At 69.7% G+C, this 23,949-nt stretch carries 22 protein-coding genes; 7 read left to right on the top strand and 15 right to left on the bottom strand.

Translation table 11 applies throughout. The features are described 5' to 3' along the window. Window positions 1-101 precede the first annotated feature (101 nt). From LR393_RS18290 to LR393_RS18270, 5 genes are all read right to left on the bottom strand, one after another. The gene (locus LR393_RS18290; RefSeq protein WP_231485164.1) at window positions 102-968 is read right to left on the bottom strand and encodes a helix-turn-helix domain-containing protein; all 867 of its coding nucleotides are present in this window, start codon (window positions 966-968) and stop codon (window positions 102-104) included. A gap of 37 nt (window positions 969-1,005) precedes the next feature. After that, the gene (locus LR393_RS18285; RefSeq protein WP_231485163.1) at window positions 1,006-1,854 is read right to left on the bottom strand and encodes an NmrA family NAD(P)-binding protein; all 849 of its coding nucleotides are present in this window, start codon (window positions 1,852-1,854) and stop codon (window positions 1,006-1,008) included. Between the two features lie 90 nt (window positions 1,855-1,944). Then, window positions 1,945-3,399 carry an MFS transporter gene (locus LR393_RS18280; RefSeq protein ID WP_231485162.1) on the bottom strand — a complete coding sequence of 485 codons (1,455 nt, stop codon included), beginning with the start codon at window positions 3,397-3,399 and terminating at the stop codon, window positions 1,945-1,947. A 103-nt stretch (window positions 3,400-3,502) separates the two neighbouring features. Continuing rightward, window positions 3,503-4,216, bottom strand: coding sequence for an AraC family transcriptional regulator (locus LR393_RS18275; protein WP_269327488.1), 714 nt, complete (start codon window positions 4,214-4,216; stop codon window positions 3,503-3,505). Window positions 4,217-4,360: 144 nt separating this feature from the next. Then, entirely contained in the window at window positions 4,361-4,684 is a 324-nt protein-coding gene (locus LR393_RS18270) for a hypothetical protein (protein WP_231485160.1), read from the bottom strand. Between the two features lie 222 nt (window positions 4,685-4,906). Here LR393_RS18270 and LR393_RS18265 point away from each other — a divergent pair, with 222 nt between their 5' ends. Next, window positions 4,907-5,281, top strand: a complete 375-nt coding sequence (locus LR393_RS18265) for a hypothetical protein (protein WP_231485159.1) — start codon at window positions 4,907-4,909, stop codon at window positions 5,279-5,281. 595 nt (window positions 5,282-5,876) lie between these two features. Here the strand turns inward: LR393_RS18265 and LR393_RS18260 are convergent. The 4 genes from LR393_RS18260 to LR393_RS18245 all read right to left on the bottom strand — a co-directional run bounded on the left by LR393_RS18260 (window position 5,877) and on the right by LR393_RS18245 (window position 12,780). Then, entirely contained in the window at window positions 5,877-7,097 is a 1,221-nt protein-coding gene (locus tag LR393_RS18260) for a hypothetical protein (RefSeq protein ID WP_231485158.1), read from the bottom strand. Window positions 7,098-7,158: 61 nt separating this feature from the next. Continuing rightward, on the bottom strand, window positions 7,159-7,833 hold the full coding sequence (locus LR393_RS18255) for a class E sortase (protein ID WP_231485157.1): 675 nt from the start codon (window positions 7,831-7,833) through the stop codon (window positions 7,159-7,161). Window positions 7,834-7,837: 4 nt separating this feature from the next. Then, a complete protein-coding gene (locus LR393_RS18250; RefSeq protein WP_231485156.1) occupies window positions 7,838-12,067 on the bottom strand; it encodes an Ig-like domain-containing protein in 4,230 nt (1,409 codons plus the stop codon). A 266-nt stretch (window positions 12,068-12,333) separates the two neighbouring features. After that, the gene (locus LR393_RS18245; protein WP_407937330.1) at window positions 12,334-12,780 is read right to left on the bottom strand and encodes a rhodanese-like domain-containing protein; all 447 of its coding nucleotides are present in this window, start codon (window positions 12,778-12,780) and stop codon (window positions 12,334-12,336) included. An 85-nt stretch (window positions 12,781-12,865) separates the two neighbouring features. Between LR393_RS18245 and LR393_RS18240 the strand changes: the two genes are divergently transcribed. Further along, window positions 12,866-13,324, top strand: a complete 459-nt coding sequence (locus tag LR393_RS18240) for an Lrp/AsnC family transcriptional regulator (RefSeq protein WP_231485154.1) — start codon at window positions 12,866-12,868, stop codon at window positions 13,322-13,324. Window positions 13,325-13,412: 88 nt separating this feature from the next. On the opposite strand, the gene LR393_RS18235 is transcribed toward LR393_RS18240, so the two are convergent. Together LR393_RS18235 and LR393_RS18230 are read right to left on the bottom strand one after the other, a co-directional pair. After that, the gene (locus LR393_RS18235) at window positions 13,413-14,549 is read right to left on the bottom strand and encodes a 4-hydroxybenzoate 3-monooxygenase (protein ID WP_231485153.1); all 1,137 of its coding nucleotides are present in this window, start codon (window positions 14,547-14,549) and stop codon (window positions 13,413-13,415) included. Between the two features lie 75 nt (window positions 14,550-14,624). Next, window positions 14,625-15,392, bottom strand: a complete 768-nt coding sequence (locus tag LR393_RS18230) for a helix-turn-helix transcriptional regulator (RefSeq protein ID WP_231485152.1) — start codon at window positions 15,390-15,392, stop codon at window positions 14,625-14,627. A gap of 130 nt (window positions 15,393-15,522) precedes the next feature. Between LR393_RS18230 and LR393_RS18225 the strand changes: the two genes are divergently transcribed. Then, window positions 15,523-17,778, top strand: coding sequence for a putative bifunctional diguanylate cyclase/phosphodiesterase (locus LR393_RS18225; RefSeq protein ID WP_231485151.1), 2,256 nt, complete (start codon window positions 15,523-15,525; stop codon window positions 17,776-17,778). Between the two features lie 447 nt (window positions 17,779-18,225). On the opposite strand, the gene LR393_RS18220 is transcribed toward LR393_RS18225, so the two are convergent. The 4 genes from LR393_RS18220 to LR393_RS18205 all read right to left on the bottom strand — a co-directional run bounded on the left by LR393_RS18220 (window position 18,226) and on the right by LR393_RS18205 (window position 21,244). Further along, window positions 18,226-19,287 carry a sodium:calcium antiporter gene (locus LR393_RS18220; RefSeq protein ID WP_345718655.1) on the bottom strand — a complete coding sequence of 354 codons (1,062 nt, stop codon included), beginning with the start codon at window positions 19,285-19,287 and terminating at the stop codon, window positions 18,226-18,228. A 325-nt stretch (window positions 19,288-19,612) separates the two neighbouring features. Then, entirely contained in the window at window positions 19,613-19,837 is a 225-nt protein-coding gene (locus LR393_RS18215) for a hypothetical protein (RefSeq protein WP_231485149.1), read from the bottom strand. Window positions 19,838-19,988: 151 nt separating this feature from the next. Then, a complete protein-coding gene (locus LR393_RS18210) occupies window positions 19,989-20,408 on the bottom strand; it encodes a hypothetical protein (protein WP_231485148.1) in 420 nt (139 codons plus the stop codon). A gap of 71 nt (window positions 20,409-20,479) precedes the next feature. Then, window positions 20,480-21,244 carry an NUDIX domain-containing protein gene (locus LR393_RS18205; protein ID WP_231485147.1) on the bottom strand — a complete coding sequence of 255 codons (765 nt, stop codon included), beginning with the start codon at window positions 21,242-21,244 and terminating at the stop codon, window positions 20,480-20,482. Window positions 21,245-21,274: 30 nt separating this feature from the next. On the opposite strand from LR393_RS18205, the gene LR393_RS18200 reads away from it, so the two are divergent. Genes LR393_RS18200 through LR393_RS18185 form a run of 4 tightly spaced genes read left to right on the top strand, consistent with a single transcriptional unit; the run spans window position 21,275 to window position 23,947 of the window. Then, on the top strand, window positions 21,275-21,676 hold the full coding sequence (locus LR393_RS18200; RefSeq protein ID WP_231485146.1) for an NUDIX hydrolase: 402 nt from the start codon (window positions 21,275-21,277) through the stop codon (window positions 21,674-21,676). Window positions 21,677-21,734: 58 nt separating this feature from the next. After that, entirely contained in the window at window positions 21,735-22,667 is a 933-nt protein-coding gene (locus tag LR393_RS18195; RefSeq protein WP_231485145.1) for a glycoside hydrolase family 26 protein, read from the top strand. 8 nt (window positions 22,668-22,675) lie between these two features. Then, entirely contained in the window at window positions 22,676-23,113 is a 438-nt protein-coding gene (locus LR393_RS18190) for a nuclear transport factor 2 family protein (RefSeq protein WP_231485144.1), read from the top strand. 9 nt (window positions 23,114-23,122) lie between these two features. After that, the gene (locus LR393_RS18185; RefSeq protein ID WP_231485143.1) at window positions 23,123-23,947 is read left to right on the top strand and encodes a helix-turn-helix transcriptional regulator; all 825 of its coding nucleotides are present in this window, start codon (window positions 23,123-23,125) and stop codon (window positions 23,945-23,947) included. The last annotated feature ends 2 nt before the right edge of the window (window positions 23,948-23,949 follow it).

The raw sequence follows: 23,949 nt of genomic DNA, 5'->3' as shown, positions 1-23,949 counted from the left end.
CCGCCGCGGGCTGTCTCCGGCCGCTGGAACGTCTTGGGCCGGAAACGCGCCTGGTCGGCGAGATTCCCCTGAGCTCAGGGCGGTGTGGATCGCCCTCCTGGTCACGGCGTCGGTGGCGCTGCCGGAACGGTCATGTCCTGGACCCCGAGCACGCTCAACAGCTTCAGCCGCTCGGATGATTCGCTGCCGGGCACGGCACTGAACACGATGATCCGCAGGTCGGCGCCGTGCACCGACAGCACGTCGCAGTCCAGGTGCAGTTCGCCGACCACGGGATGGTCAAGGGTCTTGCTCTCGTTCCCGTTGCCGTAGTGGGCCGCCGCCGTGATCGACCACAGCCGTGCGAATTCGTCGCTGGAGCGCCGTAGTTCGCCAATCAGGCCGGCCAGCTCACGGTCGGCGGGATAGCGCGCGGCCACGGCCCGCAGGTCGGCGATCAGCGAGGCCCGGTAGCCGGCCAGATCGAGGTGCCGCATCCGGCCCGGATCACCCAGGAACGAGCGCCACACCAGGTTCTCCGCCCGGCCCGGGCGGGGATTGCGCCTGTCGCCGCTCATCGCGGCCCAGATGTCGTTGTGCTCCAGCAGGGTCCAGGCCGCGTCGAACACGGCGACGGGCGTGTCGGCGAAGCGGTCCAGGAGCCGCTGCACGCTCGGGCCGATCGTCTGCGGCACCTGCCCGCCGGCCTGCACCGCGTACCCGGCGATACGGCAAGCCATCTCGTACTCCGCGCCAGAGATGCGCAGGGTGCGGGCAAGCGCTCTCAGTACGGAACTACTGGGATGTGCCCGCCCCTGCTCCAGCCGTTTGACGTAGTCCGGGGAGATGCCGGCCAGCCAGGCGACCTCCTCGCGGCGCAGCCCGGGCGTGCGGCGTGAATCCGGACGGAACGGCAGCCCGACGTCGGCCGGGCTGACCTGGGTGCGCCAGGACCGCAGGAGTTCCGCCAGATTCGGTGCCTCGCTCATTCCACCATTGTCTTCCTCGTGATCGTTGCGCGCCGGGTCAGCGGAACGAGGCGGCGTTGCGCTCGCACCAGGCGCCGAAGGTGGTCAGCGGCCGGCCGGTCAGCCAGAGGGCGTCCTCGGCGTAGACCGAGGAGCGTCCCGTGGCGAACAGCGTGTGCAGATTCTCCAGTCCCCGGGCTGCGCGCTCGGGCATCCCGGAGGCGATGTTCTTCTCGGCGAGCTGCGCCGGGGTCAGGTGCACCAGCTCGATGTCCAGGCCCAGCGTCTCGTTGAGGATGTCGACCTGCTCCCGCGACGAGAGCGCGTCGGGGCCGTTCAGGATGTACGACCGGCCCGCGTGCCCGTCCTGGGTCAGGGCCACGGCGGCCACCCGGGCGACGTCGACGGTGTCGATCGGCACGGTCTTGCCCGGGTCGGTCGCGTCGTACACCCGGCCCTCGGCCCGGATCGTCGGCACCCACCACAGCGCGTTCGTCATCAGGGTGTTGGCCTTGAGGTAGGTGACGGCCGGCGAGGACGTCCGGAAGACCTCGTCGCGAGCCGCGATCATCTCGCCGATGATCGGCCGGGGGTAGGCGACGGTCCCGAACGAGGACAGCAGCACGGTGCGGGACACCCCTGCCGTCCCGGCGATCTCCACGTACTTCCCGGCCTGCTCGATGCTCGGGTGCGCCTGCATGTAGAAGACGCCCTCGACCCCCTGGACGGCCTTGGTCAGCGCCTCGGTGTCGTCCAGGTCGCCGACGACCAGGTCCACGTCGACCGGGAGGTGGCGGGCCCGCTGGGGATCACGCACCAGGGCCCGGACGCTGTGCCCCTGACGGTGCAGGTCGCTGACCAGAGCGCCGCCGACGTTCCCGGTGGCTCCGATGATGAGGTATGTCATGGCTGTGGCCTTTCGCGATGTTCCGTGATGCTTGCTGGAACAAGTCTCGCCGCAGGCCCGGGCGGGAGAGTGGCCCAAGTCGAGCCCCCCTCAGACCTCAACGTCAGCAGATGGCTCCCGCGATGTTCTCGGCAACAGCAGGGTGAGCAGGCACACCACCGCGGCGATACCGATCCCGGCCTGGATCGCTCGTTCGAAACCCTGCACGTAGTGCGGGTTCCCGCCGGATTCGACGCCCGCCGAGGAGAAGAACACCGTGCCCAGCACCGCCACCCCGATCGCACTTCCCAGCTGCTGCAGGGCGTTGAGAACACCGGAGCCCGAACCCACCTCGTCCGGGTCCAGCGCCGCGAGCACGAAGTCGAACAGTGGCGCGATCACCAGACCCAGGCCCAGGCCCCACACCAGCAGCGGCCCGGCCAGTTCCCCACCGCCGACCTGCATCTGTGCCTGCCCGAGCACCACCAGCAGCAGCGCCAGGCCGACGGCCTGCAGGGCACTGCCGAGCAGGAGGGTGGTGCGACCGATCCGGGGAGCCAGGACGCCGGCCCCGACGAAGGCGCCGATCGTGGAACCCAGCGCGTACGGCAGGGCGGTGAGACCCGCGTGGGCGGCCGAGAAGCCCAGTCCGAGCTGGAGGAACAGCGTGAGGACGAGTCCGACGCCGAAGGACCCCCCGAAGAAGACCAGCGTGACGACGACACCGGCGGAGAAACCGCGGTGGGTGAACACGGACGGCTTCACCAGCGGCTCGCGTCCCGCCGCCAGACGGGCACGGGTCCAGAGCACCAGCAGACCCAGAACCACGGCCGCCGCGGCCAGGAGGACGAAGATCCAGGCCGGCCAGCCCGCCTCCCGGCCCTGCATCAGCGGGTACGTGAGCAGGGCCATCGCGACGCCGACCAGCACGGTTCCGACCAGGTCCAGGCGAGGCGCGCAGTCCGGCCGCGCCGGCGGGAAGGTCCGCATCGCGCCGATGGCGGCGACCAGGCCGACGGGCAGGTTGATGAGGAAGACCAGCCGCCAGCCGGTCCCGAACAGGTCGGCGCCGACCAGAACCCCACCGAGCACCGGCCCGGCGACGGCGGCCAGCCCCACCACCGGACCGAAGACCGAGAACGCCCGGCCCTGGTCCGAGGGGCTGAAGACCGCCTGCATCAGGCCCAGGCCCTGCGGGATCAACAGCGCGGCCGCAGCCCCTTGGAGCAGACGCCCGGACAGCAGCACGGAGGTGCTGGGGGCGACGGCGCAGACCGCCGAGCAGACGACGAAACCCCAGGCCCCGACGAGAAACAGCGTCCGGCGCCCGAACCGGTCACCCAGCCGGGCCCCGGTGATGAGGAAGACGGCGAAGGTCAGCGAGTAACCTCCTGTGATCCATTGCAGTGCAGTGGTGCTCGAGTTCAGGTCGCGCGCGATGCTCGGCGCGGCCACGTTCACGATGGTGCTGTCGAGCAGATCCATGATCTCCGCGCAGAGAATCAGCGCGAGGATCAGCCAGGCCCGGGGATGGGTCCGCACGTCAGTCAGAACGGTCTGTGACACCGGTGTTCCTTTCGCTGGGTACACAGACACCCTGCCGAGAACACGACCCTGCATGGCACCAGTACTGCGACAGGAAATACCAGAAACCCGCCAGGTAGCCGATCTAGTCCGAGGCGTGGCGCAGTTCCGCCCGGTATCGACCCGGCGTCTGCCCGACCACGGCGGTGAACGCCTCGATGAAACTGGTCGGGTTGGACCAGCCCAGGCGGGCCGCAGTATCGATGACGGCCTCGCCCTCCACCAGCCGCACCAGCGCATGCTGCACGCGCAAGAGGCTGCGCCACTGATGGAAGCTCATGCCGAGCTCGGTCTGGAACAAGCGGCTGAGCGTGCGCTCGCTGGCCCCCACGGCCCGGCCGAGCTGGGCCAGGGTCGAGGAGTCGGCCGGATCGGCATGGAGCAGGTCGGTGACGGCCCGCAGGCGATCGTCGACGGGCCGGGGCAGATAGAGATCCTGGGATGGGCTGTCGATCAGCTCCTCCACGACCACCTGCCGCAGGGCCTCGCGGTAGGCCGCTCGCAGTTCCCGCTCCCCCGTCAGCACCAGCAGAGCCTCCCGCAGCAGCGCGGACACCGCGAACACGGCCGGCTCCCCCGGCAGCCGATCACCCAGTCCGGCCGGGACCTCGAGCATCCGCACCTCGGTGTCACCGTAGGCCCGGTGATGATGCTCGAAATCCGGCGGCGTCCACGTCACCCGATTGGCCGGAGCCACCCACGTGCCCCGGTCGGTGGTGGTGGTCAGGACGCCCGCCGCCGGATAGAGCAGCAGGCCGTTCTCATGCCGGTGGGGGGCAACCCCCTGGCCGTGCGTCATCGATGCCTGGCTCTTGGCCACCCGCTGCACGGAACTCACCGCCGCGATACTGCCACGCGGGCGGAAACGAGGGTGCGCACCGGCCTTATCGTCCGTCTAGGAACCACCTGGGCTCCCCCGGGTGGCCCCGTTCCCGGTCGAGGGTCATGCCCGCGCCGGGTCCGCCGGGTGGTCGACTCGGCCGGGTGGCTGAGCGGCACTGGTGAGGACGGCCTCGGCGATCTTGCGGAAACTGGTGAAGAGCCGGTTGCGGTCTCCGGTACGGGTGGCCAGGGCCACCTGGCCGGGTTCGACACCACGCAGGGGGACGGTGGTCAGGCCGGGGTGCAGACCGGTGGCGGCGTCGAGGGGCGGGCCGATGGCCACGGCCTGCCCGGCGGCGATGAGTTCGTGCTTGTCCTCCAGTGCCTCGAAGTGGCCGGTGCCGCCTGGTACCCGCTGCTCGAGGCGGGGAAACTGGTGGGACATCCCCTTCGCGCGCAGTCAGCACCAGAGCGCCGGTTCATTGTTCTCAACACGACTGCGCTTGAGGCCGATCCCAAGGGAACAACCACAGCGATTCGGCCCGTCCCGGACAGCCGCCGGCTGGCCCACCGCGAGGAGCACCTCATGACCGGGAACCTCACGCACGAGCCCGACTCACAGGTCCAGCAGCACGCACACCGGCGACGCCCCCGAACCGGATTCCTCGTGGCGTCCTTCGCGGCCGTGATCGCTCTGGCCGGTGCCGGAACGGCCGTCGCTGCCGGCAAAGGTGTCTTCCGGGACGAGACGGGCAACGTCGGCATCGACGCCTCGGTCCTCAGCCCCGTCTACGAGGGGCATCGACGCACGATCACCGACCTCGAGCAGCTCGAAATCGAGGGAAAAGCTCACTACAGCGTCAATAATCGTGAATTGGCCTGCCAAGGGATCAGCCTCTACTTCGACACCGAGGCCGAACGGCAGGCCTACCTGCAAGAGGTCGAACCCCGCCACCAGGCGGCGATGCAGGAAGAGAGCGCCCACCCGGACGAGGACCCCTGCAAGCCCTACACTCACTCTCCTCGGTTCGCTGAACAGTAGGGTCGAAGATGCCTGTCGAGTCACGGCCGCCGGTAGATACGTTCCCGGGCATCTCCGCGCAAAGTTACGTCCTGTACGCCGAGAACCCGATTTTCGCCGGTGTAGGCCCCTTTCCGGTTTGGCCGAACGGAGTCCTGTTCTCGGTCTCCGTGCGTCTGGGTCCAGAGCTGCAGCAGGCAGACCCGATGCCGTCCTGGCTCAGGGGAAGCCGGGGTGACGAACCCTCTTGTTCGAACCAGGTGGTATTCGGTCCGGGCGTGGAGCACACTCCGACGCCGGCTTTCGACGGCTTCGAGGTTGGCGTACGCGTCGATACGAAGGCGCCGGTCTGGTGCTCACCCGCACAGGTGCTGAACCGAACGTCAGCACTGCACATCTCGTACAACGGGGGCCATGGAGAGCCGGCGGGAGGCCAGTCGCACTGGTGGCTCTCTCCCCTCCCCGCAGATAGGTCCCTCGCTCTTAGTTGTCGCTGGTCGGCCCTCGGGATATCGGCGCCGTGGACCTCGATTGATGTGGACGAACTGGCGTCAGCAGCAGAGCGAATAGGGACGGCCCCCTGGTAGGGAGATGCCGTTTTCACTTCGATCGACGCCTATTCACACGCCCCACCGGCATCGCTCGTGCTCACCAAACGCGTCGTCCTGGTCCGCAGATCCCGCCGATAGATGTTGAGCACGCCCTCGGCCTTCTCCGCACGGTCGCGGTCGATCCCGCTCGTGTAATAGACCACGTACCGGCCGTCGGGGGTCATCGCCCCGGGGTAGCCCGGCTGGCCCAGGTCGAAGGAGCCGTCCGGCAGCGCGTCGACACCTGTTTCCTTGCCGGTGCCGACATGCCGGAGGACGAGGCTGCCGGGTGTCTGCAGCAGCACGAGTCGCCCACCCCTGCCGATGTCGGCGGAGGAGTCGAACTCGACGCGACGCGGCACAGCTGCCGCTGCGGTGCGCCGGGTCTGGCGGTCGTAACGCCACACCCCGTCGGTGTCGGTGTAGAGCACGAACCGGCCGTCGGGGCTCAGGCGCTGGTTGAACCGGAACACCGAGGCCGGCTTCCCGAACCGGTCGGGGATCAGGCTGGTCTTGTTCGCGCGCAGGTCACGCACGTACAGCGCCCCCTGAACGGTTGCGGTGGAGGCATTTTTGGTCAGATCGGTGGCTGACGACTTGAACAGCACGAGGCGGCCGTTCGCGCTGATCTCCGGCTCGATCGAGGTGTCGTTCGCCGTCTTTCCCTCCAGGTTGGCGCTGGCCAGGGTGACGCGGTCGGTGTCGACGTCGCGGACGAAGACGGAGGCGTGGTTGGTATTGCCGTTCTCGAGATGGGTGTAGGTCAGGTGCCGGCCGTGGGCGTCCAGCATGGGTGAGGTCCAGACGTGCCCCCCGCCCTCGGAGGTGCGCTCACCGGTGCGCCGGTCGTAGACCCAGATTCCGGCCTCGTTGGCCGGGCTGTCGCCACCGAGGTTCAGGTAGCTGACCCGGGTGCCGTCGGCGCTGATGCTCGGCAGGAAGTTGTAGCCGCCCTTGACCGGGTCGCTGGCCACGGTGGTGCGCCGCAGCTTCAGGTCGCGCAGGAAGATCGTCCGGTCGCCGCTCTCGGTGTCCGGCGCGTACCCGGTGAAGACGACGTACCGTCCGTCGGCGCTGATCTGGGGTTCGGCGTTCGTGGTGGTACCGAGCCAGCCGGGCGGACAGGCCGTCGTCACTGTGGTCCGATCAATGGCGGACGCGGACGGCGGGGTCCCCAGGGCCCCCATCCCTACCGCGGTGGTGACGGCCAGAACCTGGACCAGGCGAAATGAACTTTGAACGGACATCTTTGACCTCCCCCGGCCCGGCTGGGCCACAGCTGGACCATCGTGGGAAAGGCCATGAGCGTTACTGGGGTTCGGTCTGCACCAGCACAGCGTGGACCACCCAGCGCTCCCAGGCCGAGTACTCCGGGTGGCAGGTGGTCAGGGTCAGCCGGGCCTGGTCGGGCACCGCGCCCGGCTGCCCGGGGACCGGCTCGAGCACGTCGGTGTCCCCCGGCCGGACGATCTCGTGCCCGGTGACCCGATAGGTGAGACGCGCCTGCCGGGTCTGCACGATCACCCGGTCGCCGGTCTTCAGATGATCCACATCGCGGAAGGGACGGGCCCAGGTGGTGCGGTGACCGGCCACCGCGAAGTTGCCGATCTCGCCGGGCAACGCCGTTCTCGCGTAGTGCCCGACCCCGCCGCGCAACACGTTCGTCCCGGTGCCCTCGAACACCGGCATCTGCCAGTGCGCACCGAACCGCGGCACGGTCATGATCGCGAAGGCCCGGCCATGGATCGGTACCGATACGGCGGCTTTTCGGGAGACCCCGGTCACGGCCCGGGCCACCGGTGGCGCCTGACTCCATTCCTGCCGCAGCGCCTCGACGGTGTTCGAGGCCTTCTGGCTGCCGGTGTGCCGGGTCCAGAAGAACCAGCCACCGGCACCCATCAGACCGAGAAGCCCCGTCACGATGGCCATACTGGCGAGCGCGGCCACCACCTGACGCGCCGCCGGGCCCCGGCGGCGCGTCACCGCCCTATGCCTTGTGCCGGCCACGGGGGCTCCGGCCGCGGGCGAGCAGTCCTCGGGTCATCAGGCCGCCGAGCAGGAGTACCACGGCGGTCAGTACCAGCGGGGGAAGGACCCGGCTGCCGGTGTACGCCAGGGCGGAACCGGTGCCCGAATCCTTCACCGGGTCCCCCGCGATCGTCAGGGCGACAACGCCTTCCGAGCAGGCGCCGGTCTTGTTGCAGACCTGGTACCGGATGGTGACGATCCCCGCCCGGGCCGATTTCGGGGCCGTGTAGTGGATCGTGTCGCCCTTGACCGTCGCGGTGCCGCCGGCGGGCTGCCCGAGGATCTTGAGGCTGCCCAGTGGGTACCCGGCCGGGTCGGTGTCGTTGCCCAGCACGTCGATGACCGTGGTGCCGCCGGGTCGTACCGTGGCGGTGTCCGGCTTCACGACCGGCGGTGCGGCGGTGACCTGAACGGTGGCGGTGGCCTGGGCGCACAGGTCGGTGGAGTCGCAGACCTCGTAGGACACCGTGTCGGTTCCCACGAAGCCGTCGTCCGGGATGTAGACGATCTTGCCCTTGACCAGGACGGCCGTCCCGTGTCGGGCCGCCTTGGTGATCTTGCTGACGGTCAGGGGGCCGCCGTCGGCGTCGTGGTCATTGGCCCCGACGTCGATCGTCACCGGGTTGCCGGCCACCACGCTGACCTTGTCGGCCACGGCGACGGGCGCGTGCTGGTGGCCGGCCACGTGCACGGTGATCTGGGCGGTGTCGCATCCGGAACGCTCGTCGCAGACCTCGTAGCTGAAGGTCTCGTCGCCGCTGAAGGTGAGATCGGTGAGCTCGTAGACGATCTTGCCCTTCACGATGGTCGCGGTGCCGTGCTTCGGCTTCTCGACCGAATGGAGGACGAGGGGGTCACCGTCGGCGTCCTGGTCGCCGAACAGGGCGGGGATCGTCACCTTCACGGCGGTCGAGGGCAGGGAGACCGCGTCGTCGTCGGCGACCGGGGCGGTGTTCAGCGCGATGGACACGGCCCCGGTGTTGTTCGACGACTTCGGGTCCGGGGAGCCGGAGGTGACGCTCGCGCTGGCCGTGGCCGGATCGCTCCCGTCGGCGGGAAGTGTCGCGGTGAAGGTGATCTTCGCCGTGTCACCGTCGGCCAGGGTGTCCAGCGGGCAGGTGACGACCACCCCGGTGACGGTGCAGGCGGCCAGGGACGAGCTGATGGCGGTCACGCCGGCCGGAAGGGTCTGCACGAGAACGGGCTTCAGCGCTCGTTCGGGTCCGGCGTTGTTCACTGACACGATCCAGGTGGCCACCCGGGGCCCGTCGCGCTGCACCAGTTTCGGGTCGGCCGTCTGCGTCACCACGAGGTCGGCGACCTCGTGGTCGGCCACGGCGAGGGTGACCGTCGCGTCGGAGCATCCGCCCCGGTTGTCGCAGACGGTGTAGGTGAGGGTCTCGTCCCCACTGAAGGTGTTGTCGGTCAGCGTGTACCGGATCTTCCCGTCGACGATCGTCGCGGTGCCGTGCGCGGGCTTGGTCACGGCGGTGACCGTCAGCGGGTCGGAGTCCGGGTCGCTGTCGTTCGCGGCCACGGGCAGGTCGAGGCTGAGCACGTCGGCGGCCAGGGTCGCGGTGTCGGCCTTGGCCAGCGGCGGGCGGTTGACACCGACCACGGCGACGGCCGTGTTGTTGGACGGGTCCGGGTCCGGCAGCGACCCGGACAGTGTCGCGGTCGCGGACGACGGGTCGGGCGCCGTCGAGGGCAGCGTCGCCGTGAACTTCACGGTCGCCGAGGCGCCGGTGGCCAGCGCACCCGGCGCGCAGGTGAGCGTGATGCCGGAGACGGTGCAGGTCGCGCCGGTATAGGTGACCGCGCTGACGTCGGCCGGGAGCTTCTCCACCAGAACAGGACTGGGCTCGGCCTGCGGGCCCTGGTTCGTGAGGACCGCGGTCCAGGTCACCGTGCGGTTCCCGGCCTGCTGCACGACCTGGGGCGATGCCGTCTGGGTCACCTTCAGGTCGGCCCGGCGGTGGTCGTTGACCGCGACGCTGACGGTGGTCGGGGTGGAGCAGCCGCCGCGGTTGTCGCAGGCCGTGTAGGTGAAGGTGTCGGTGCCGATGAAGGTCTGGTCGGTCAGGGTGTAGCGGATCTTCCCCCCGACGATCGTCGCCGTGCCGTGGGTCGGTGCGGTGACGGACGAGAGGCTCAGGGTGTCGCCGGTGTCCGGGTCGGTGTCGTTGGCCAGGACGTTGATGTCGGTGGAGAAGTCCGGCGAGTTCAGGGGTGCGAAGTCGGCGGTCGGGGTCGGGGCGGAGTTCACCCCGACGCCGGTCGAGTCGGTGTTGTTCCCGCTGGTGGGGTCGGTGCCCGCGCCGGAGACGACCGCACCGGCCAGGGTCGGGTCGGCCCCGGTGGCGGGCACCGTGGCGGTGAAGGCGACGGACTTCGAGGCCCCGCTCGCCAGGCCGACGACCGAGCAGGTGTAGGTGGTGCCGGAGTTGGTGCAGGTCGCGCCGACGACGCTCACGCCGGTGACCCCGGCCGGCAGGGTCTCGACCAGTCGGGGCGCGGTCTCGGTGTCGGGACCGTTGTTGGTCACGGTGGCGGTCCAGGTGACGCCGGCCGGCGTCCCTCGCTGGATCACGGCCGGGCTGGTCGTCTGGGTGACGGCGAGGTCGGCGCGCGCCGGGGCGACCGGTGTGGCGGGTGAGGTGTTCGACGTGGCGGCGAACGCCCGGCCGGCCATGTCGGCGTAGGTGGCCTGGGTGGCGCCACCGCTCACCGAGCCGCCGGCGGTGTACGGGTCGGTGATCTCCACGGTGTAGGTGATCCGGGTGGTGGAACCGGCTGCGGGCGCCGTGGTGAGGGTGCCGCCCGTTCCTGCGGAGCCCCCGGCCCCGGACCCCAGGCGGACCGACACGGTGCCCGCGGACACCTCGCCGGCATCGGCGTTGGCCGCGTCGCTGACGGGGTTCCCGTCGACGGTGAGCGAACCGGGCACGTAGGTGGTGCCGGCCGGGATCGAGTCGGTGATCTTGGTGTTGACGGAGTTGGCGTTGCCGTCGTTGGCGACGTCGATGGTGTAGGTGATCCGGTCGCCCGTGCGTGTGCGTCCGTCCGCGACGGTGTCGTTCACCGTTGCGGTGCGGGTGATGTCGAGAAGGGGCGCATAACTGTTGGAGACGAAGGTCGCCACCGCCGGGAAGAATCTCTCCCCGGTGGTGGTCATCCGCAGGGTCGCCGTGGTGGCCGAATTTCCCAGTGCGACGGATGAGTTGAACACATCGGCGTCGAACCCGAAGAGGTTCCCGGTCGGGTTGCGGCCGGGCACGTCCACGCCGTTGTCCGAGTTCGTGGAATTGAAGACGTTGGTCACCGGATTCAGGGCGTCGGACAGCGATGTGGTGGTGTTGTCGGGGGCGATGATCTGGAACTGGTCACCGGTCAGCCCGGCGTCACCCTCGAACACCACGGCACCGAGGCGCACATCGACGTTGCCCGACGCCGGCGTCGAGAGGCCGGTCAGCGGGATGTCCAGCGTGGCATCGGTGGAGGGGCTGCTCTGGATCGTGCCGAAGCCGTCGAAGACGATCAGGTCGCGGCGCGGGAGGCTGGGATCACGCACGACGACCACCAGCGACCAGGCGGCGTACGAGTCCGGGCCGGTGGCCGCGTAGATGTTCGCGCCCGTGTAGTCGCCCGTGCCGGCCCCCTGCACGATGCTGGTGACGTCCGCGAAGGCCACGTAGGGAGTGCCGTCGGCGGTTCCGTCGACCGGGTTGGTGGGTGTGCTCGGGCCGGCGGTGATTGTCCGGTAGGCGGTGTCACCGGGGGCCATGAACTGCAGCTTGTTCTTGTCCGTGGTGCTCGGAGGGGCGGTACGGCCGCTGCCACCGGTGTAGGCGGACCAGTAGAGCCCCGCGAACATGACCGAACCGTTGGCCGGCAGCGTGAGTCTCGCCGTGGAACTGGACGCCGTGGCCGGGTCCGTGTCGGTGTTGACGAATTCCATGTTGTACGAGTTGTTGTTCAGAGCGGTTCCGGTGGCTGAATTGTCCCGCGCCTGGGGGCAGTTGGTGGCCGCCGACGGACAGGTGACCAGACTGTTGCCCCGCAGCAGGATGTCGCCCTTGTCATTGGCCTGGTAGCGAATGGCGAAGGACCGGTTCATGACGGCCTGCGCGGGCACGGCGACCAGCACCAGCCCGACCAGCCCGGCCAGGACGAGGATCGCCCCGGCCACACCCCATCTCGAAACTCGCCGCATCCCGAAGGCCCCCGCTCGAAACATCTCTCAGATAATCCGAGGAGGCGTCGTCCGGGATGCGGCACCGATGAACGACTCACGGCCCGTTTCGGGCCCGCAACTACCCGACCGGAGTCCAGGGCCCCCCGATCGAGGGGAGCCGACCGCGCGGGGTGAGCACTTCGTCCTCAATCGGGGCCATCCCCAGGGAGCCGTTCGGGCCGGGCGACGAGGCCCGAACGGGTGTCGGGGGCGCAGCCTGCCTACCCTGCGCTCACACCCCCGCGGACCGGGGCGACGAGGTCGTCCGGGGCCCGGCGGGAGCGCCCGGCGTCGGTGACCACGGCCAGCCCTTCCCGGGCCCAGTACTCGACCCCGCCGATCATCTCCTGCACCCGCGTGTACCCCATCGAGGCGAGCGCGAAAGCGGCGCGGGTGCTGCCGTTGCAGCCCGGCCCCCAGCAATAGGTGACGATCGGGGCGTCCCGGTCCGGGGCGAACTCGTGGATACGCCCGGCCACCTGCGGGCCGGGCAGGTGCACCGCGCCGGGGATGCGCCCCTGCCTCCACCCCGCCTCGGAGCGCACGTCGAGGATCAGCGGGGCCATGCCGCTCGCGCGGGCGGCCGCGAGGTCGGCCGGGTCGGTCTGGTGAGCCAGCTTGGCGGCGAAGAAATCCGCTGCGGAGATCGGGTTCTGCATGTCCACCATTCAAGGCGGCCGGCAACGGACGAACCAGGGGTGTTCGCGGGTCCTGTCGCCTTCGGTCCGTGGATCCGCTGGTACTTTCGCCGTCATGCCGACGAATCCACGGCCGCCGCTCGATGCGACCGATCACGCCATTCTCGACCAGCTCCAGCGTGACGGACGGATCAGCGTCGCCGACCTGGGCCGGGCCATCAGCCTGTCGGCCAGTTCCACGGCCGACCGGCTGCGACGCCTCACCGATGCCGGTGTCATCACCGGTTTCAGCGTCACCCTCGATCCGGAGGCGCTGGGGTACACGGTCACGGCGTTCGTGCGCCTGGCCTATCCCACGGGCAATTACAAGCCCTTCTACGCCGTGCTCGACACCACGCCCGAGGTGGTGGAGGCCCACCATGTGACGGGCGACGACTGCTTCGTGCTCAAGGTACTGGCCCGGTCGATGCGCGATCTGGAGCGCATCACCGGCAAACTCGCGACGCTGGGCGGGATCACCACCAGCGTCGTGTATTCCAGCCCGCTCCCGCACCGCCACCTCACGCCCGCCTAGCCCACCCCCCTGTTCGTGATCATGCAAAACCTCCCCGGGGAGGTTTTGCATGATCACGAACAGAACTGCGCCCCCGGCCCGCCGGCCTCTACATCACCCCGGACGTGAGCTCGCTGAACACCCGGTTCGCGGCCTCCGACTCGAACTGCCGCTGCAGCTCCGCCCGCGCGGTCTGCTTGCGGAACTCACCGGTGTACGACGGATCACCGGCGTCGTGCATCAGATCGGTGATCCACGCGGCGAACGCCTGGTAGTTCCACACATGGTGCAGACAGGTCTGCGAGTACTGCTCCAGCAGGCTCCCGTCACCCTCCCGCACCTGCCGGATCACACCCCGGGCGAACGTCTCCGCGTCGAACAGCGCCAGATGGATGCCCTTCGCGCTCATCGGCGGCACGATGTGCGCGGCATCGCCCAGCAGATAGAGCCTTTCGTGACTCATTGGCTCGTGCACAACGCTGCGCAGCGGCACGATCTGCTTGTCGATGATCGGGCCGGTGGCGACCGCCGTGCCGAAACGCGCCTCGATCTCGCTCCAGATCCGCTCGTCGGGCCAGTCGTCCGGGGTGTCACCGACCGGGCACTGCAGGTAGAGGCGGCTGTTCTCGGTGCCGCGCGGGATCAGTCCGGCCAGGCCGCGCTCATGAATGCCCATGCCGGAGGTCCTCGCCGGTACCGCCGCGAGCGCACTCACCCAGGAGTAGGGGTATTCGCGGGAGTAGCGGGTGAGAGCCCCCTCGGGGACGGAGGCCCGGGTGACGCCCCGGTCGCCGTCGCAGCCGGCCAGGTAGTCGCCCGCGATGACGGTGTCCTGATAGCGCACGAGCGGCTTTTCGAGGTTCTCCAGGGTGATGTCGATCTCGTACCGCAGGTCTCCCCCGCCTTCGAGGAACCGATCGGTGAGCTGGTGGACGAGGGTCTGTTGCGGGATGAAGATGCTCTCGTTGTCGTCGTCGACCTCGATGGGCATCGCGTGCCCGTCGATGAAGAAGCCGCCCTCCACCTCCGGGTGCCCACCCGCGTCCACCATCTGCCCCAGGCCCCACTCCCGGAACATCCGGACGCCCCGGGTGTCGACGGTTCCGGCCCGCTGCCTCTGCTCCACGTACTCGCGGCTGCGTCGTTCCAGGATGATGCAATCGATATTGTTGCGCTGCAACATGTTGCCGAGGGTCAGGCCGGCGACCCCGGCGCCGACGACGATCACGGTGGTGTGTTCTGTCATGCCTTCAGCGTGGCTGCGGGGTCGCTGCGCGCCCACCGACGGGCGGACACCCGGTACCGATAACCCGCCAGATTCTCAGGGCCGGTCGCGGAACCCGGCCTGGTAGCGGCCGGGGGTCTGGCCGACGATCTCGGTGAAGGCGTCGATGAAGGTCGAGGGGTTGGACCAGCCGCACTCGATCGCGGTGTCGGTGACCGAGCGGCCGTCGGTGAGCAGGGCCAGGGCGTAGTGCACGCGCAGGATCGTGCGCCAGCGGTGGAAGCCCATGCCCAGCTCGGCCTGGAACAGGCGGCTGAGGGTGCGCTCGCTGGCGCCGGCCCGGCGGCCCAGCTCGGAAAGGGTGGCGTCGATGCCGGGGTCGGCGTGCACCAGGCCGGTCACAGCCCGCAGCCGGTCGTCGTGGGGTTCGGGCAGGTGCAGGGACTGGTCGTCGGGGGCGGCGGCCAGCTCGTCGACCACCACCGCGCGCAGCCGGTCGTCGGCGCCCGGTCGTGGTTCCCGGTCGCCGGTCAGGGCCAGCAGCGCCTCGCGGAGCAGGGCGTTGACGGCGAAAACGGACGGGACGGGCGCAAGTTCGGGACACAGGGCGGCGGGGACGGTGAACAGCCGGATGTCGGTGCGCCCGTAGAAGCGGTGCGAGTGCCCGAAGCCGGGAGGGGTCCAGGTGACGCGCCCGGCGGGGGCGACCCAGGTGCCCCGGGCGGTGGTGGTGGCCACCGCGCCGACGGCCGCGTAGACGAGCTGACCGTCGGCGTGGGAATGGGTTTCGAGGTGGTAGCCGTGCGGGATCCAGCCACCGCCGCGGGTGGGCGCGTCGTGGTCGGGCAGGTGGTTTCGCGGCATCGGTGGTCAATGTACCGCCTGCCGACGGCGATCTTCCGTGCCCCATTGCTCCTGGCCGGCTGACACCGCCGTTGGGAGTAACCGGCCACCGGAGCCTTGACCGCGGCGTCCGCCCCGTCGAAAGGGCTGCATGCTTGTGCAGAGCGGTCGCAGGTACCTCGTGCTGGTCGGCGTCCTCGTCGTGGTCTACTGGCTGGCCCCGGACGGCCCGGTCCGGGTCACCGCGCAGTTGCTGGTCGGCCTGTGCGCGGTGGTGGCGGTGCTCACCGCTGCCCGCGCCGACCGGGCGCACCGCACCGGGTGGACGCTCTTCGCCCTCGGCGTCGCGCTGTCGGTGGCCGGGGACTCGACCGCCGCCTGGTACCTGTCGACCGGGCAGAGCATCCCGTTCCCTTCCCTGATGGACGGTTTCAACCTGAGCGCCTACTGGGTCGTGGCGCTGTCGCTGAGCCGGCTGCACGGCGGCCGGCGCGGTGACATCGCCGGGTTCCTGGACAGCGCCGTGCTGACCGCCGCCGGCGGGCTGGTTCTGTGGGTGGCCTTGGCGGTCCCTCTGAACGGTGACCTCGGCCTGCGGGAGATCGTCGGCGCCGCCTATCCGATCACCGACATCGTGCTGCTGGGCTGTGTGGTGCGGGTATGGCTGAACCCCGCCACCACCCTGCCCCGGGCCACGACCCGGCTGGTGCTCCTGGGCGCTTGTGTGGCGCTGGTGGGCGACACGGTCTACGGACTCACCGACGGCGCCCTGAACACCCAGGACCGGCCGTTCGAGAGCGCGTACCTGGTGATGTACACCTCCTGGGGCCTGGCCGCCCTGCTCGCGGCGCGGACGACGGCCGCCACGCAGCCCGCCGCGTTCCGGCGGATGTCACCGGCCCGGCTGATGACGATGTACGCGGCGCTGCTGGTGATCCCCGCCGTCGAGCTGGTCGACCGCACCGCCGACATGAATGTGGACGGGTGGGCGACCATCGCCGCGTCCGTCCTGCTGGCCGTGCTCGTGCCGGCCCGGATGTGGGTGGCCATGGGTGAGCTGGAGGCCTCCACGGCGCAGCGCGAGCGCCTCAGTGACGACCTTCAGCACCAGGCCGCGCACGACGCACTCACCAACCTGCCCAACCGCGCCTATCTGCTGGAGCTGACCACGGCCGCCCTGCACCGGGCCCGGCGTGGTGGCAACGAGGTCGCGGTGCTGTTCGTCGACCTCGACTACTTCAAACGGGTCAACGACACCCTGGGCCACGCCGCGGGCGACGAGGTGCTCCAGGTGACGGCCGGCCGGATGCGCTCGGTCCTGCGGGTGGGTGACACCCTCGGGCGCCAGGGCGGTGACGAGTTCGTCGTCCTGATCGACCCGGTGCCCGCGCCCGCCGAGCTGATGGAGATCGCCGGCCGTCTGGTCGCAGCCGTCAGCGAGCCCATCAACGTGGCCGGGTCGCACGCCGTCATCGGGGCCAGCGTCGGTATCGCCCTGGCCCGTGACGCCCAGGTCGATGCCGACCAGTTGCTGCAGGACGCCGACATGGCGGCCTACCGGGCCAAGACCAACGGACGCGGGCGGGCCGAGATGTTCGACGCGGACCTGCGCGCGGAGCTGGCGGCCCGGGCCCAGCTGGAGGCCGACATTCAGCTCGGCCTGACCCAGGACCAGTTCGAGCTGCACTACCAGCCGGTCATGGACGTGGCCACCGGCCGGCTGCGGGGGTACGAGGCCCTGATCCGCTGGCGTCACCCCGAGCGCGGCATGGTCCCGCCCGACGCCTTCCTGCCCACCGCCGAGCAGTCCACCCTGATCTGCGCGATCGGCCGGTGGACGCTGAACCACGCGACCCGCCAGCTGGTGGCCTGGACCGAGCAGGACCCGGCCGGGCACGCCGACGCCACCATGGCCGTGAACATCTCCGGGCGGCACCTGGCCACCCGCTCCCTGATCGACGAGGTCCGCCAGGCGCTGACCGACAGCGGCCTGACCCCCAAGCGCCTCATCCTGGAGATCACCGAGACCGTCCTGATGGAGGAGCCGGCCGCCGACGCCCACCTGCGGGCACTGCGCCAGATCGGCGTGACGGTCAGCCTCGACGACTTCGGCACCGGCTACACCTCCATCGGCCAGCTCCAGAAGCTCCAGGTCGACACCCTGAAGATCGACCAGAGCTTCCTGCACTCGCCCGACCCGGGCACCGCCGCCCTGGTCCAGCTGATGATCACCGCCGCCCATGCCTTCGGGCTGGACGTGGTCGCCGAGGGTGTCGAGAACCAGGAGCAGCTCGACCGTCTGGCCGCCATCGGCTGCGAGTCCGCCCAGGGCTACTACCTGGGTCGCCCGGCCCCGGCGCCCAACGTCACCGCGGAGACCGGGCCGCACGCGGCCGCACCGGCCTGAGCCGTCCCGAGCCGTCCCGAGCCGTCCGGGTGCCCGTTCTCGGCCGTTCGGGAACTTCCGCAACCGCCGTCACCGGCGACCCTCGTCCGGCCGAGGCACCTCCCCACCCGATAACCGACGGCTCCTGGCCGGCACCACAAAAGCGGCCTGGTCGTGGGTCGTGGCGACCCGGCCGCTTCTGCATGCCTCGAAACAGACGAGCGAACAAAAGACATTGCGCCTGGCCGGACATCAACTTCGCGCTCAGCAAATTGTTCGAACTGGCCCCTTGGAAACGCTTCGGCAACGGCGTCCTCAGCGTCGGCCTGGCTGTCCACCATGGCGCTGATGTGCGCGGGGACACGCCGCGACGACGCCGCGTAGAAGGCGTCGAAGTCCACGCCATGCATGGGAAGAGAGTGCTCCTACAGCACCAGGGGGTGCGGTGACCCTTGCTGCGAGGTCTGGCTATGACAGGGCGATGAGCCCCAGAACGCCGATGACGTACAGAATGAGGACGGCGATGGAATCGATGCCCATGCGCAGGATCTGACGCTGGGGGCGCACGACCAGCCCCACCAGATAGACGGTGGTGAGGAGTGCCCCGAGGCCGGTGAGGTAGATGTCGCTGGCCTGGGCGTGGGGAAGGATGGCCTCGCCGCTGATCAGGGTGATGAGCAGGAAAAGCACGGGCAGGAAAGCGTTGCCGCCGAAGATGTCACCCATGGCCAGCTTGTAGTCCCCGGCCCGGGCAGCACTCAGCCCGGTGGACAGTTCCGGCAGGGAGGTGGCCGCGGCCAGCACGGTGGCGCCGAACAGGACACCGGACAGTCCGAGGTTGCCGAAGAATGTTTCGCCGCTGGTCTCGATGGTGACCCCGGCGACGAGGGTGGCCAGTGCGGCGGTGGTGAAGACCAGGACCGCCCGGGTGGTGCTGGTTCCCCGGTCGCTGGCCTGTTTCTCGGTCTGTTCACGGGCGTGGCCGCGGGGGTGTTCCTGCCCCTGGGGTGCTTCACCGTTGTCCTGCCAGGGCAGACGGCTACCGGGGCCGCCGATGAGCGCCAGGCCCAGCACCCACAGCACGACGATCAGCACGGGTGCCGGCGTGAACCGGGCAAAGATCAGATCGGCGGGTAGTTGGGTGCCGGCCACGACGACCAGCAGCACGGCCACCACGAGGGCGGCTTCCAGGACCAGGGTCAAGCTGGCGGCCATGTAGGTCAGCGGCTTGCGCTCACGCACCCCGAACGCGTCCAGCGCGACCAGGACCACGGTCTGCAGGGCGATACCGCCGAGCAGGTTACCGACCGCGATCTCCGTCTCCCCCGACAGTGCCGCGCTGACGGTGATCGCGATCTCGGGCAAGTTGGTCGCGATCGCCAGCAGGACCACCCCACCGAGGGCAGCTCCCAGATGCAGACGCTGGGCCAGGACATCCGTGTAGGCGGACAGCTTGATCCCCGCACCCCAGATCACCGCGGCCGAGACCACGAAAATCAGAAGAAGGACCGCTGAGGGCAGCGAGGACACGTGTTCTCCGATCAGCACTGGAACAGCGTCACTGCCTGCGGGACAGGGCAACGATGGAGCCGGGAACCCCGGCGTAGCGCAACGCCATCAACATCGGGGTTTGTAGCAACCGGCGGTTTTGTCCGCGCAGCCAAGGAAAATGTAGGCCACCCCCGCGTCACCGCATTCTGATCTTCGCCCCTTGACACCCGGTGTTGAGCGCCGAACTGGCGGCCCGGCTCCGGTGAGGCGTTGCGCCTTCGAGCGAAAAGGCCTGCCGGACTCCACCCGAGCCGAACACCTGCACCCGTCGTGCCGGGCAACAACTCTGCACCGTCAGGGCTTCTCAGCGGGTCCAGATCTGCTTGCCGGCGACGTCGTACAGACGTAGCGATCCGTCCGTGCCCCGCACCAGCCATCCGGCGCTCTTGCCGAAGGTGCCGGTGGCCCAGGTGGCGGCGCCCTGCCTGTCGTACAGAACCAGGTTGCCGTCGCTCTGCAGGAGGCGAACGCGACGTCGTCGCGCACTGGCAGCCAGGCGGCACCGGAGCCGAACGTGTTGCTGGCCCACACTGCGTGGGATCCTGCGTACAGCAACAGGTTCCGGTCCTCCTGCGGGACCAGCCGGTCACCCTTACCCGTGGAATATCGGGTGACTCCGAGCGAGTCGACAGCCCGTAGCCCATCGGAGGTCAGGGTCAGGCGGGCGTTGCCACCGGACTTCAGGTACGTGCCGACCTCCAGCTGACTGCGGTTGCCCATGGTGTAGGCCCCGCAGACGGCCCAGACGTGCTCGAGGTTGATGTACTTGTCAGGGCACCGCCCGGCAGGTCGTCCGGGCCCTGCATCCCGGCGTCGTACTTGAGGCAGTTGAAGGTCGAGCCGTCGTTGATCCAGCGCCGGCACCCGTCCGCCCCGGCCCGCCAGGCCGTCTTCTGCGCGGCGTCCTCACCGTTGAACTGCACGATGTGACGGCGCAAATCCCGTTCATCCGAGTCGGCCGAGCCGCCGTCGGCGTGGGTGGCCGAGACCAGCACCACCAGTGTGCCGTCCCGGAAGGCCACGGTGGAGATGTCACCGCCCCGGCCGGAGAACTCAGCACCGGTGGCTTCTACGGCAATGACCGGCTGCGCCCACCCCACCGTGCGCTCTTCTTTCCCGAGGCGGCCGCGCGCCTGTGGGCGACGTCCGAAAGAGCGCTCCGGGAAACCGGTCACGGAGAACTGTCCGGCTGGGCCCGCTGCCAGTAACGACTCAGCAGCGGCGGCACACTCACCGCCGCCGGGCCGTCGAGTTCCTCCAGTTGCTGCGGGCCGCCGACGAACGCGACACCGGTCAGTTCCGCTTGTTCACCGTGCTCCCGCTCCCGTCGGATGTGCCCGGAAAAGCACCGACGGACAATTGCTTCCGGCTGGGGCGGGGCGTGGTAGACGAATCCGACGTTGCCCTGGGCGCTGCGCACGAGTGCCCATCGTTCGAGGTGGCCGGGCTCGACCGTCAGCCCGGTCTCCTCGCGAAGTTCCCGCGCCGCATGCCGGCGGATCAGCTCCTCGTTCATCGCCTGCCCCGCCTCCGGCGGTTCCATCGAGCCGCCGGGCAGCACCCACTGCCCCGGCCCCGACGCCGTCCAGGCCGCCATCCGCCCCAGCAGCACACCGGCGGGAGTCGGCTGGACCACGGCCGCGAACAACCACGACAGCGTCGGGGCACCCGGCACCCGACGCAGGGCATGGCGTCGGTACGTCGTGCGGGCCCAGGACACCTCGATCCGGCCGCCGACGTCGTCCCTGACCCCGGTGACGGCCGCCACCGGCCCGTCGAACAGCGCCGCATTGGCCTGCGCCGCCTCGTGCCAGTGCGCGTTCATCGCGGTGCGGTGCTCGGCGGACAGCTCCGGTGCCGCGGTCTCCACGAAACCGACCGCAGCATCGTCGTCCAAAAACTCGATCGCCCCCGGCACCAGCCCGAACGTCGTCATGCACTCTCCCCGCTACGGCACGATGCCAGTATGACGACGCTCATCGACAAGATCGCCCTGATCCACGTGAGGGACGGCCAGATCCTCAGTACCCGCTCGCGCGGGAAGGACGTGTACCACCTGCCGGGCGGCAAGCGCGAGGCCGGTGAGAGCGACCTCGACACCCTGGTGCGGGAGGTCAGCGAGGAGCTGGCGGTTGTCGTCCACCCCGGGACTGCCGTTCACGTCGGCACTTTCGAGGCCCAGGCGGACGGGCACCCGGAGGGGACGATGGTGCGGATGACGTGCTACACCGCCGATTACGAGGGGACGCCGGTGGCCAGTAGCGAGATCGCGGAGCTGGTCTGGCTGGCCTATTCCGACCGGGACCGGGTCGCCCCGGTCGACCAAGTCGTCTTCGATCATCTGCACCGCGGTTCCCAGCTCCGCTGATGAGACTGATGAGACTGATGTGCTTGCCGTGGTTGGCCCGGTCTGTCATATTTCGGCGATGAGCTGGCGGGACCTGGCACGACGGATCTGCCCCTCGCCCGAGCCCGCTGAACCAGATCTGATCACCTGGTCCTCGGGCGTGCACACCACGGGCCACTCCGTCGACGAGGCCCGGGCCTTCGCCCGGCAGCGGGGCCGGCCGATCGGGCACTTCGCCGCGTTCCCGAGTCGTGACGCCGGGCCGGCCGGGCTGGCCGACATGTGGTGGCTGCCCCCGGCCGACCTCGGCGACCTGATCAGCGTGGGCGTGCCCATGGCCTACGACGGGGGTTCGCTCGACGACGACCTGTCCGGGCCGCTGCGGCAGATGGCCACTGCCCTGCAGGCCGACGGGCGCGTCTGTGTGATCCGGCTGGGCTGGGAATTCAACATCGACAACTGGCCGTGGTTCCTGTCCGAGGCCAACCTTCCGCAGTGGAAGGCGCGATTCGCCCAGTACGCCAGTATCTTCCGCGACATCCTCGGCGAGCGCGCGCTGGTCGGGCTGAACGCGAACATCGGCGGCTCCCAGACCGGCATGCGGGCCGACTGGGCGCAGCGGGTGTGGATGGACGAGCACATGGAGTGGGTGGGTGTGGACGCCTACGACTGTTTCGAGCCCTACAACACCCCGGACTGGATCACCAAGCACTGGAGCATGCCGCACGGCCTGACCTGGTGGTCGGACTTCGCCCTCGAGCGCCGGGTTCCCCTGGCTCTGCCGGAATGGGGTGTCGCGGCGGGCACGCAGTGGGCGGGGCACCAGGGCGGGGACAACCCCCGGTACATCACCGAGATGCACACGTTCCTGCGTCGTCACCTCGACCGGGGCGGGAAGGTGCTGCTGGACACCTATTTCCACGACCGGGAGCCGTACCTGCTCAGCGACTTCGCCACCAATCCGAAGGCCGGCGCCGAATACGCCCGCCTGTGGGGCGGGATCGGCCTATAAAGGGTGTCATGCCCATGGACACCCTGATCGCTGACCGTATCGAGATCGCTGACCTGTTCTCGCGCTTCGCGCTCCTACTGGACGAAAAGCGATGGGACGACGCCGGCACCGTCTTCACCGACGACGTGGTGGGGCGCTCGCCGCGCTCGGGCGACATCCGCGGCCTCGACACCCTCGTCGCTTTCATGCGCCAGGCCGAGGTCGAGGGGGAACACACCCAGCACCTGACCACCGATCTGCTGGTGGACGTCCGGGGCGACCAAGCTGCGGCCTCGGCGAACTCGCTCGTGTACTTCTACCGCGACGGGCAGGCGCCCTATCTGACGAGCGGCCTGCGCCTGGCCTGCACCGCGGTGCGGACCCCGGCGGGCTGGCGCCTGCGCGAGACCAGTACGTCGGTGGTCTGGATGCAGGGCGCGGCCACCTTCACCACGCGCAGTTCGTAGGATGGCGCCATGCCCGCGGACTCCAGCAACCAGCTCGGTGACTTCCTGCGGGCCGCGCGGGCCCGCCTCGACCCGGACGAGCTCGGCCTGCTGCACGCCGGGAGCCGACGGGTAGCCGGGCTGCGCCGCGAAGAGGTATCCGTGCTGGCGGGGGTGAGCGCCGACTACTACGCCCGGCTCGAGCAGGGCCGCGAGCGCAATCCCTCGGCGCAGGTCATCGACGCGATCGGGCGGGCGCTTCGGCTCAGCGCCGATGCGCAGGGTCATCTGTTCCGTCTGGCCGGGCTCAATCCCCGCCCGGGTCAGGGGAGTGCGCGTGACACGGTGCACCCGGATCTGCTGCGTCTGCTGGAGTCGTTCCCGACGGCCGCCGCGTACGTGCTGGGCCCGGCGTTCGACATCCTGGCCACGAATCCGATCGCCACGGCGTTGCTGTCACCGTTCACAGGCACCCGCAACATGGTCCGGATCCTGTTCCAGGATCCGGCGGCGGCGACCGTGTTCATCGAGTGGGCCGTGGTCGTGCGGGCCACCGTGCATGCGCTGCGGCTGAACGCGGGCCTTTTCCCGGACGACGCCGGGATCCGTTCCCTGGTCGAGGAGATGCTGGCCACCTCGGAGGAGTTCCGGGCGCTCTGGAACGACCAGGGTGTGGGTGCGCTGACGCGCGCCTACAAGATCTTCGTGCATCCCGAGGCCGGGCGGATCGAGCTGACTTATCAGACGTTCGACGTGCACGACGCCCCGGGCCAGCAGCTCCTGGTCGGGACGGCCGCTGCGGGCACCCCGAGTGCGGACGCGCTGGCCGCCGTCGGGTCGCTGCACACGGTCTGAGC

This window comes from Kineosporia mesophila, assembly GCF_021129235.1.
GTDB lineage: Bacteria > Actinomycetota > Actinomycetes > Actinomycetales > Kineosporiaceae > Kineosporia > Kineosporia mesophila.
This window is presented reverse-complemented; position numbering and strand designations above follow the sequence as displayed.

Bases quoted from the DNA above. Each gene is read 5' to 3' on its own strand.
- LR393_RS18200 (WP_231485146.1), top strand. From the start codon at position 21,275: ATGACGACGCTCATCGACAAGATCGCCCTGATCCACGTGAGGGACGGC.
- LR393_RS18270 (WP_231485160.1), bottom strand. From the start codon at position 4,684: ATGTCCCACCAGTTTCCCCGCCTCGAGCAGCGGGTACCAGGCGGCACC.
- LR393_RS18240 (WP_231485154.1), top strand. From the start codon at position 12,866: ATGCCGACGAATCCACGGCCGCCGCTCGATGCGACCGATCACGCCATT.
- LR393_RS18290 (WP_231485164.1), bottom strand. From the start codon at position 968: ATGAGCGAGGCACCGAATCTGGCGGAACTCCTGCGGTCCTGGCGCACC.
- LR393_RS18225 (WP_231485151.1), top strand. From the start codon at position 15,523: ATGCTTGTGCAGAGCGGTCGCAGGTACCTCGTGCTGGTCGGCGTCCTC.
- LR393_RS18245 (WP_407937330.1), bottom strand. From the start codon at position 12,780: ATGGTGGACATGCAGAACCCGATCTCCGCAGCGGATTTCTTCGCCGCC.
- LR393_RS18230 (WP_231485152.1), bottom strand. From the start codon at position 15,392: ATGCCGCGAAACCACCTGCCCGACCACGACGCGCCCACCCGCGGCGGT.
- LR393_RS18185 (WP_231485143.1), top strand. From the start codon at position 23,123: ATGCCCGCGGACTCCAGCAACCAGCTCGGTGACTTCCTGCGGGCCGCG.
- LR393_RS18190 (WP_231485144.1), top strand. From the start codon at position 22,676: ATGCCCATGGACACCCTGATCGCTGACCGTATCGAGATCGCTGACCTG.
- LR393_RS18260 (WP_231485158.1), bottom strand. From the start codon at position 7,097: ATGTCCGTTCAAAGTTCATTTCGCCTGGTCCAGGTTCTGGCCGTCACC.
- LR393_RS18285 (WP_231485163.1), bottom strand. From the start codon at position 1,854: ATGACATACCTCATCATCGGAGCCACCGGGAACGTCGGCGGCGCTCTG.
- LR393_RS18195 (WP_231485145.1), top strand. From the start codon at position 21,735: ATGAGCTGGCGGGACCTGGCACGACGGATCTGCCCCTCGCCCGAGCCC.
- LR393_RS18235 (WP_231485153.1), bottom strand. From the start codon at position 14,549: ATGACAGAACACACCACCGTGATCGTCGTCGGCGCCGGGGTCGCCGGC.
- LR393_RS18275 (WP_269327488.1), bottom strand. From the start codon at position 4,216: ATGACGCACGGCCAGGGGGTTGCCCCCCACCGGCATGAGAACGGCCTG.
- LR393_RS18205 (WP_231485147.1), bottom strand. From the start codon at position 21,244: ATGACGACGTTCGGGCTGGTGCCGGGGGCGATCGAGTTTTTGGACGAC.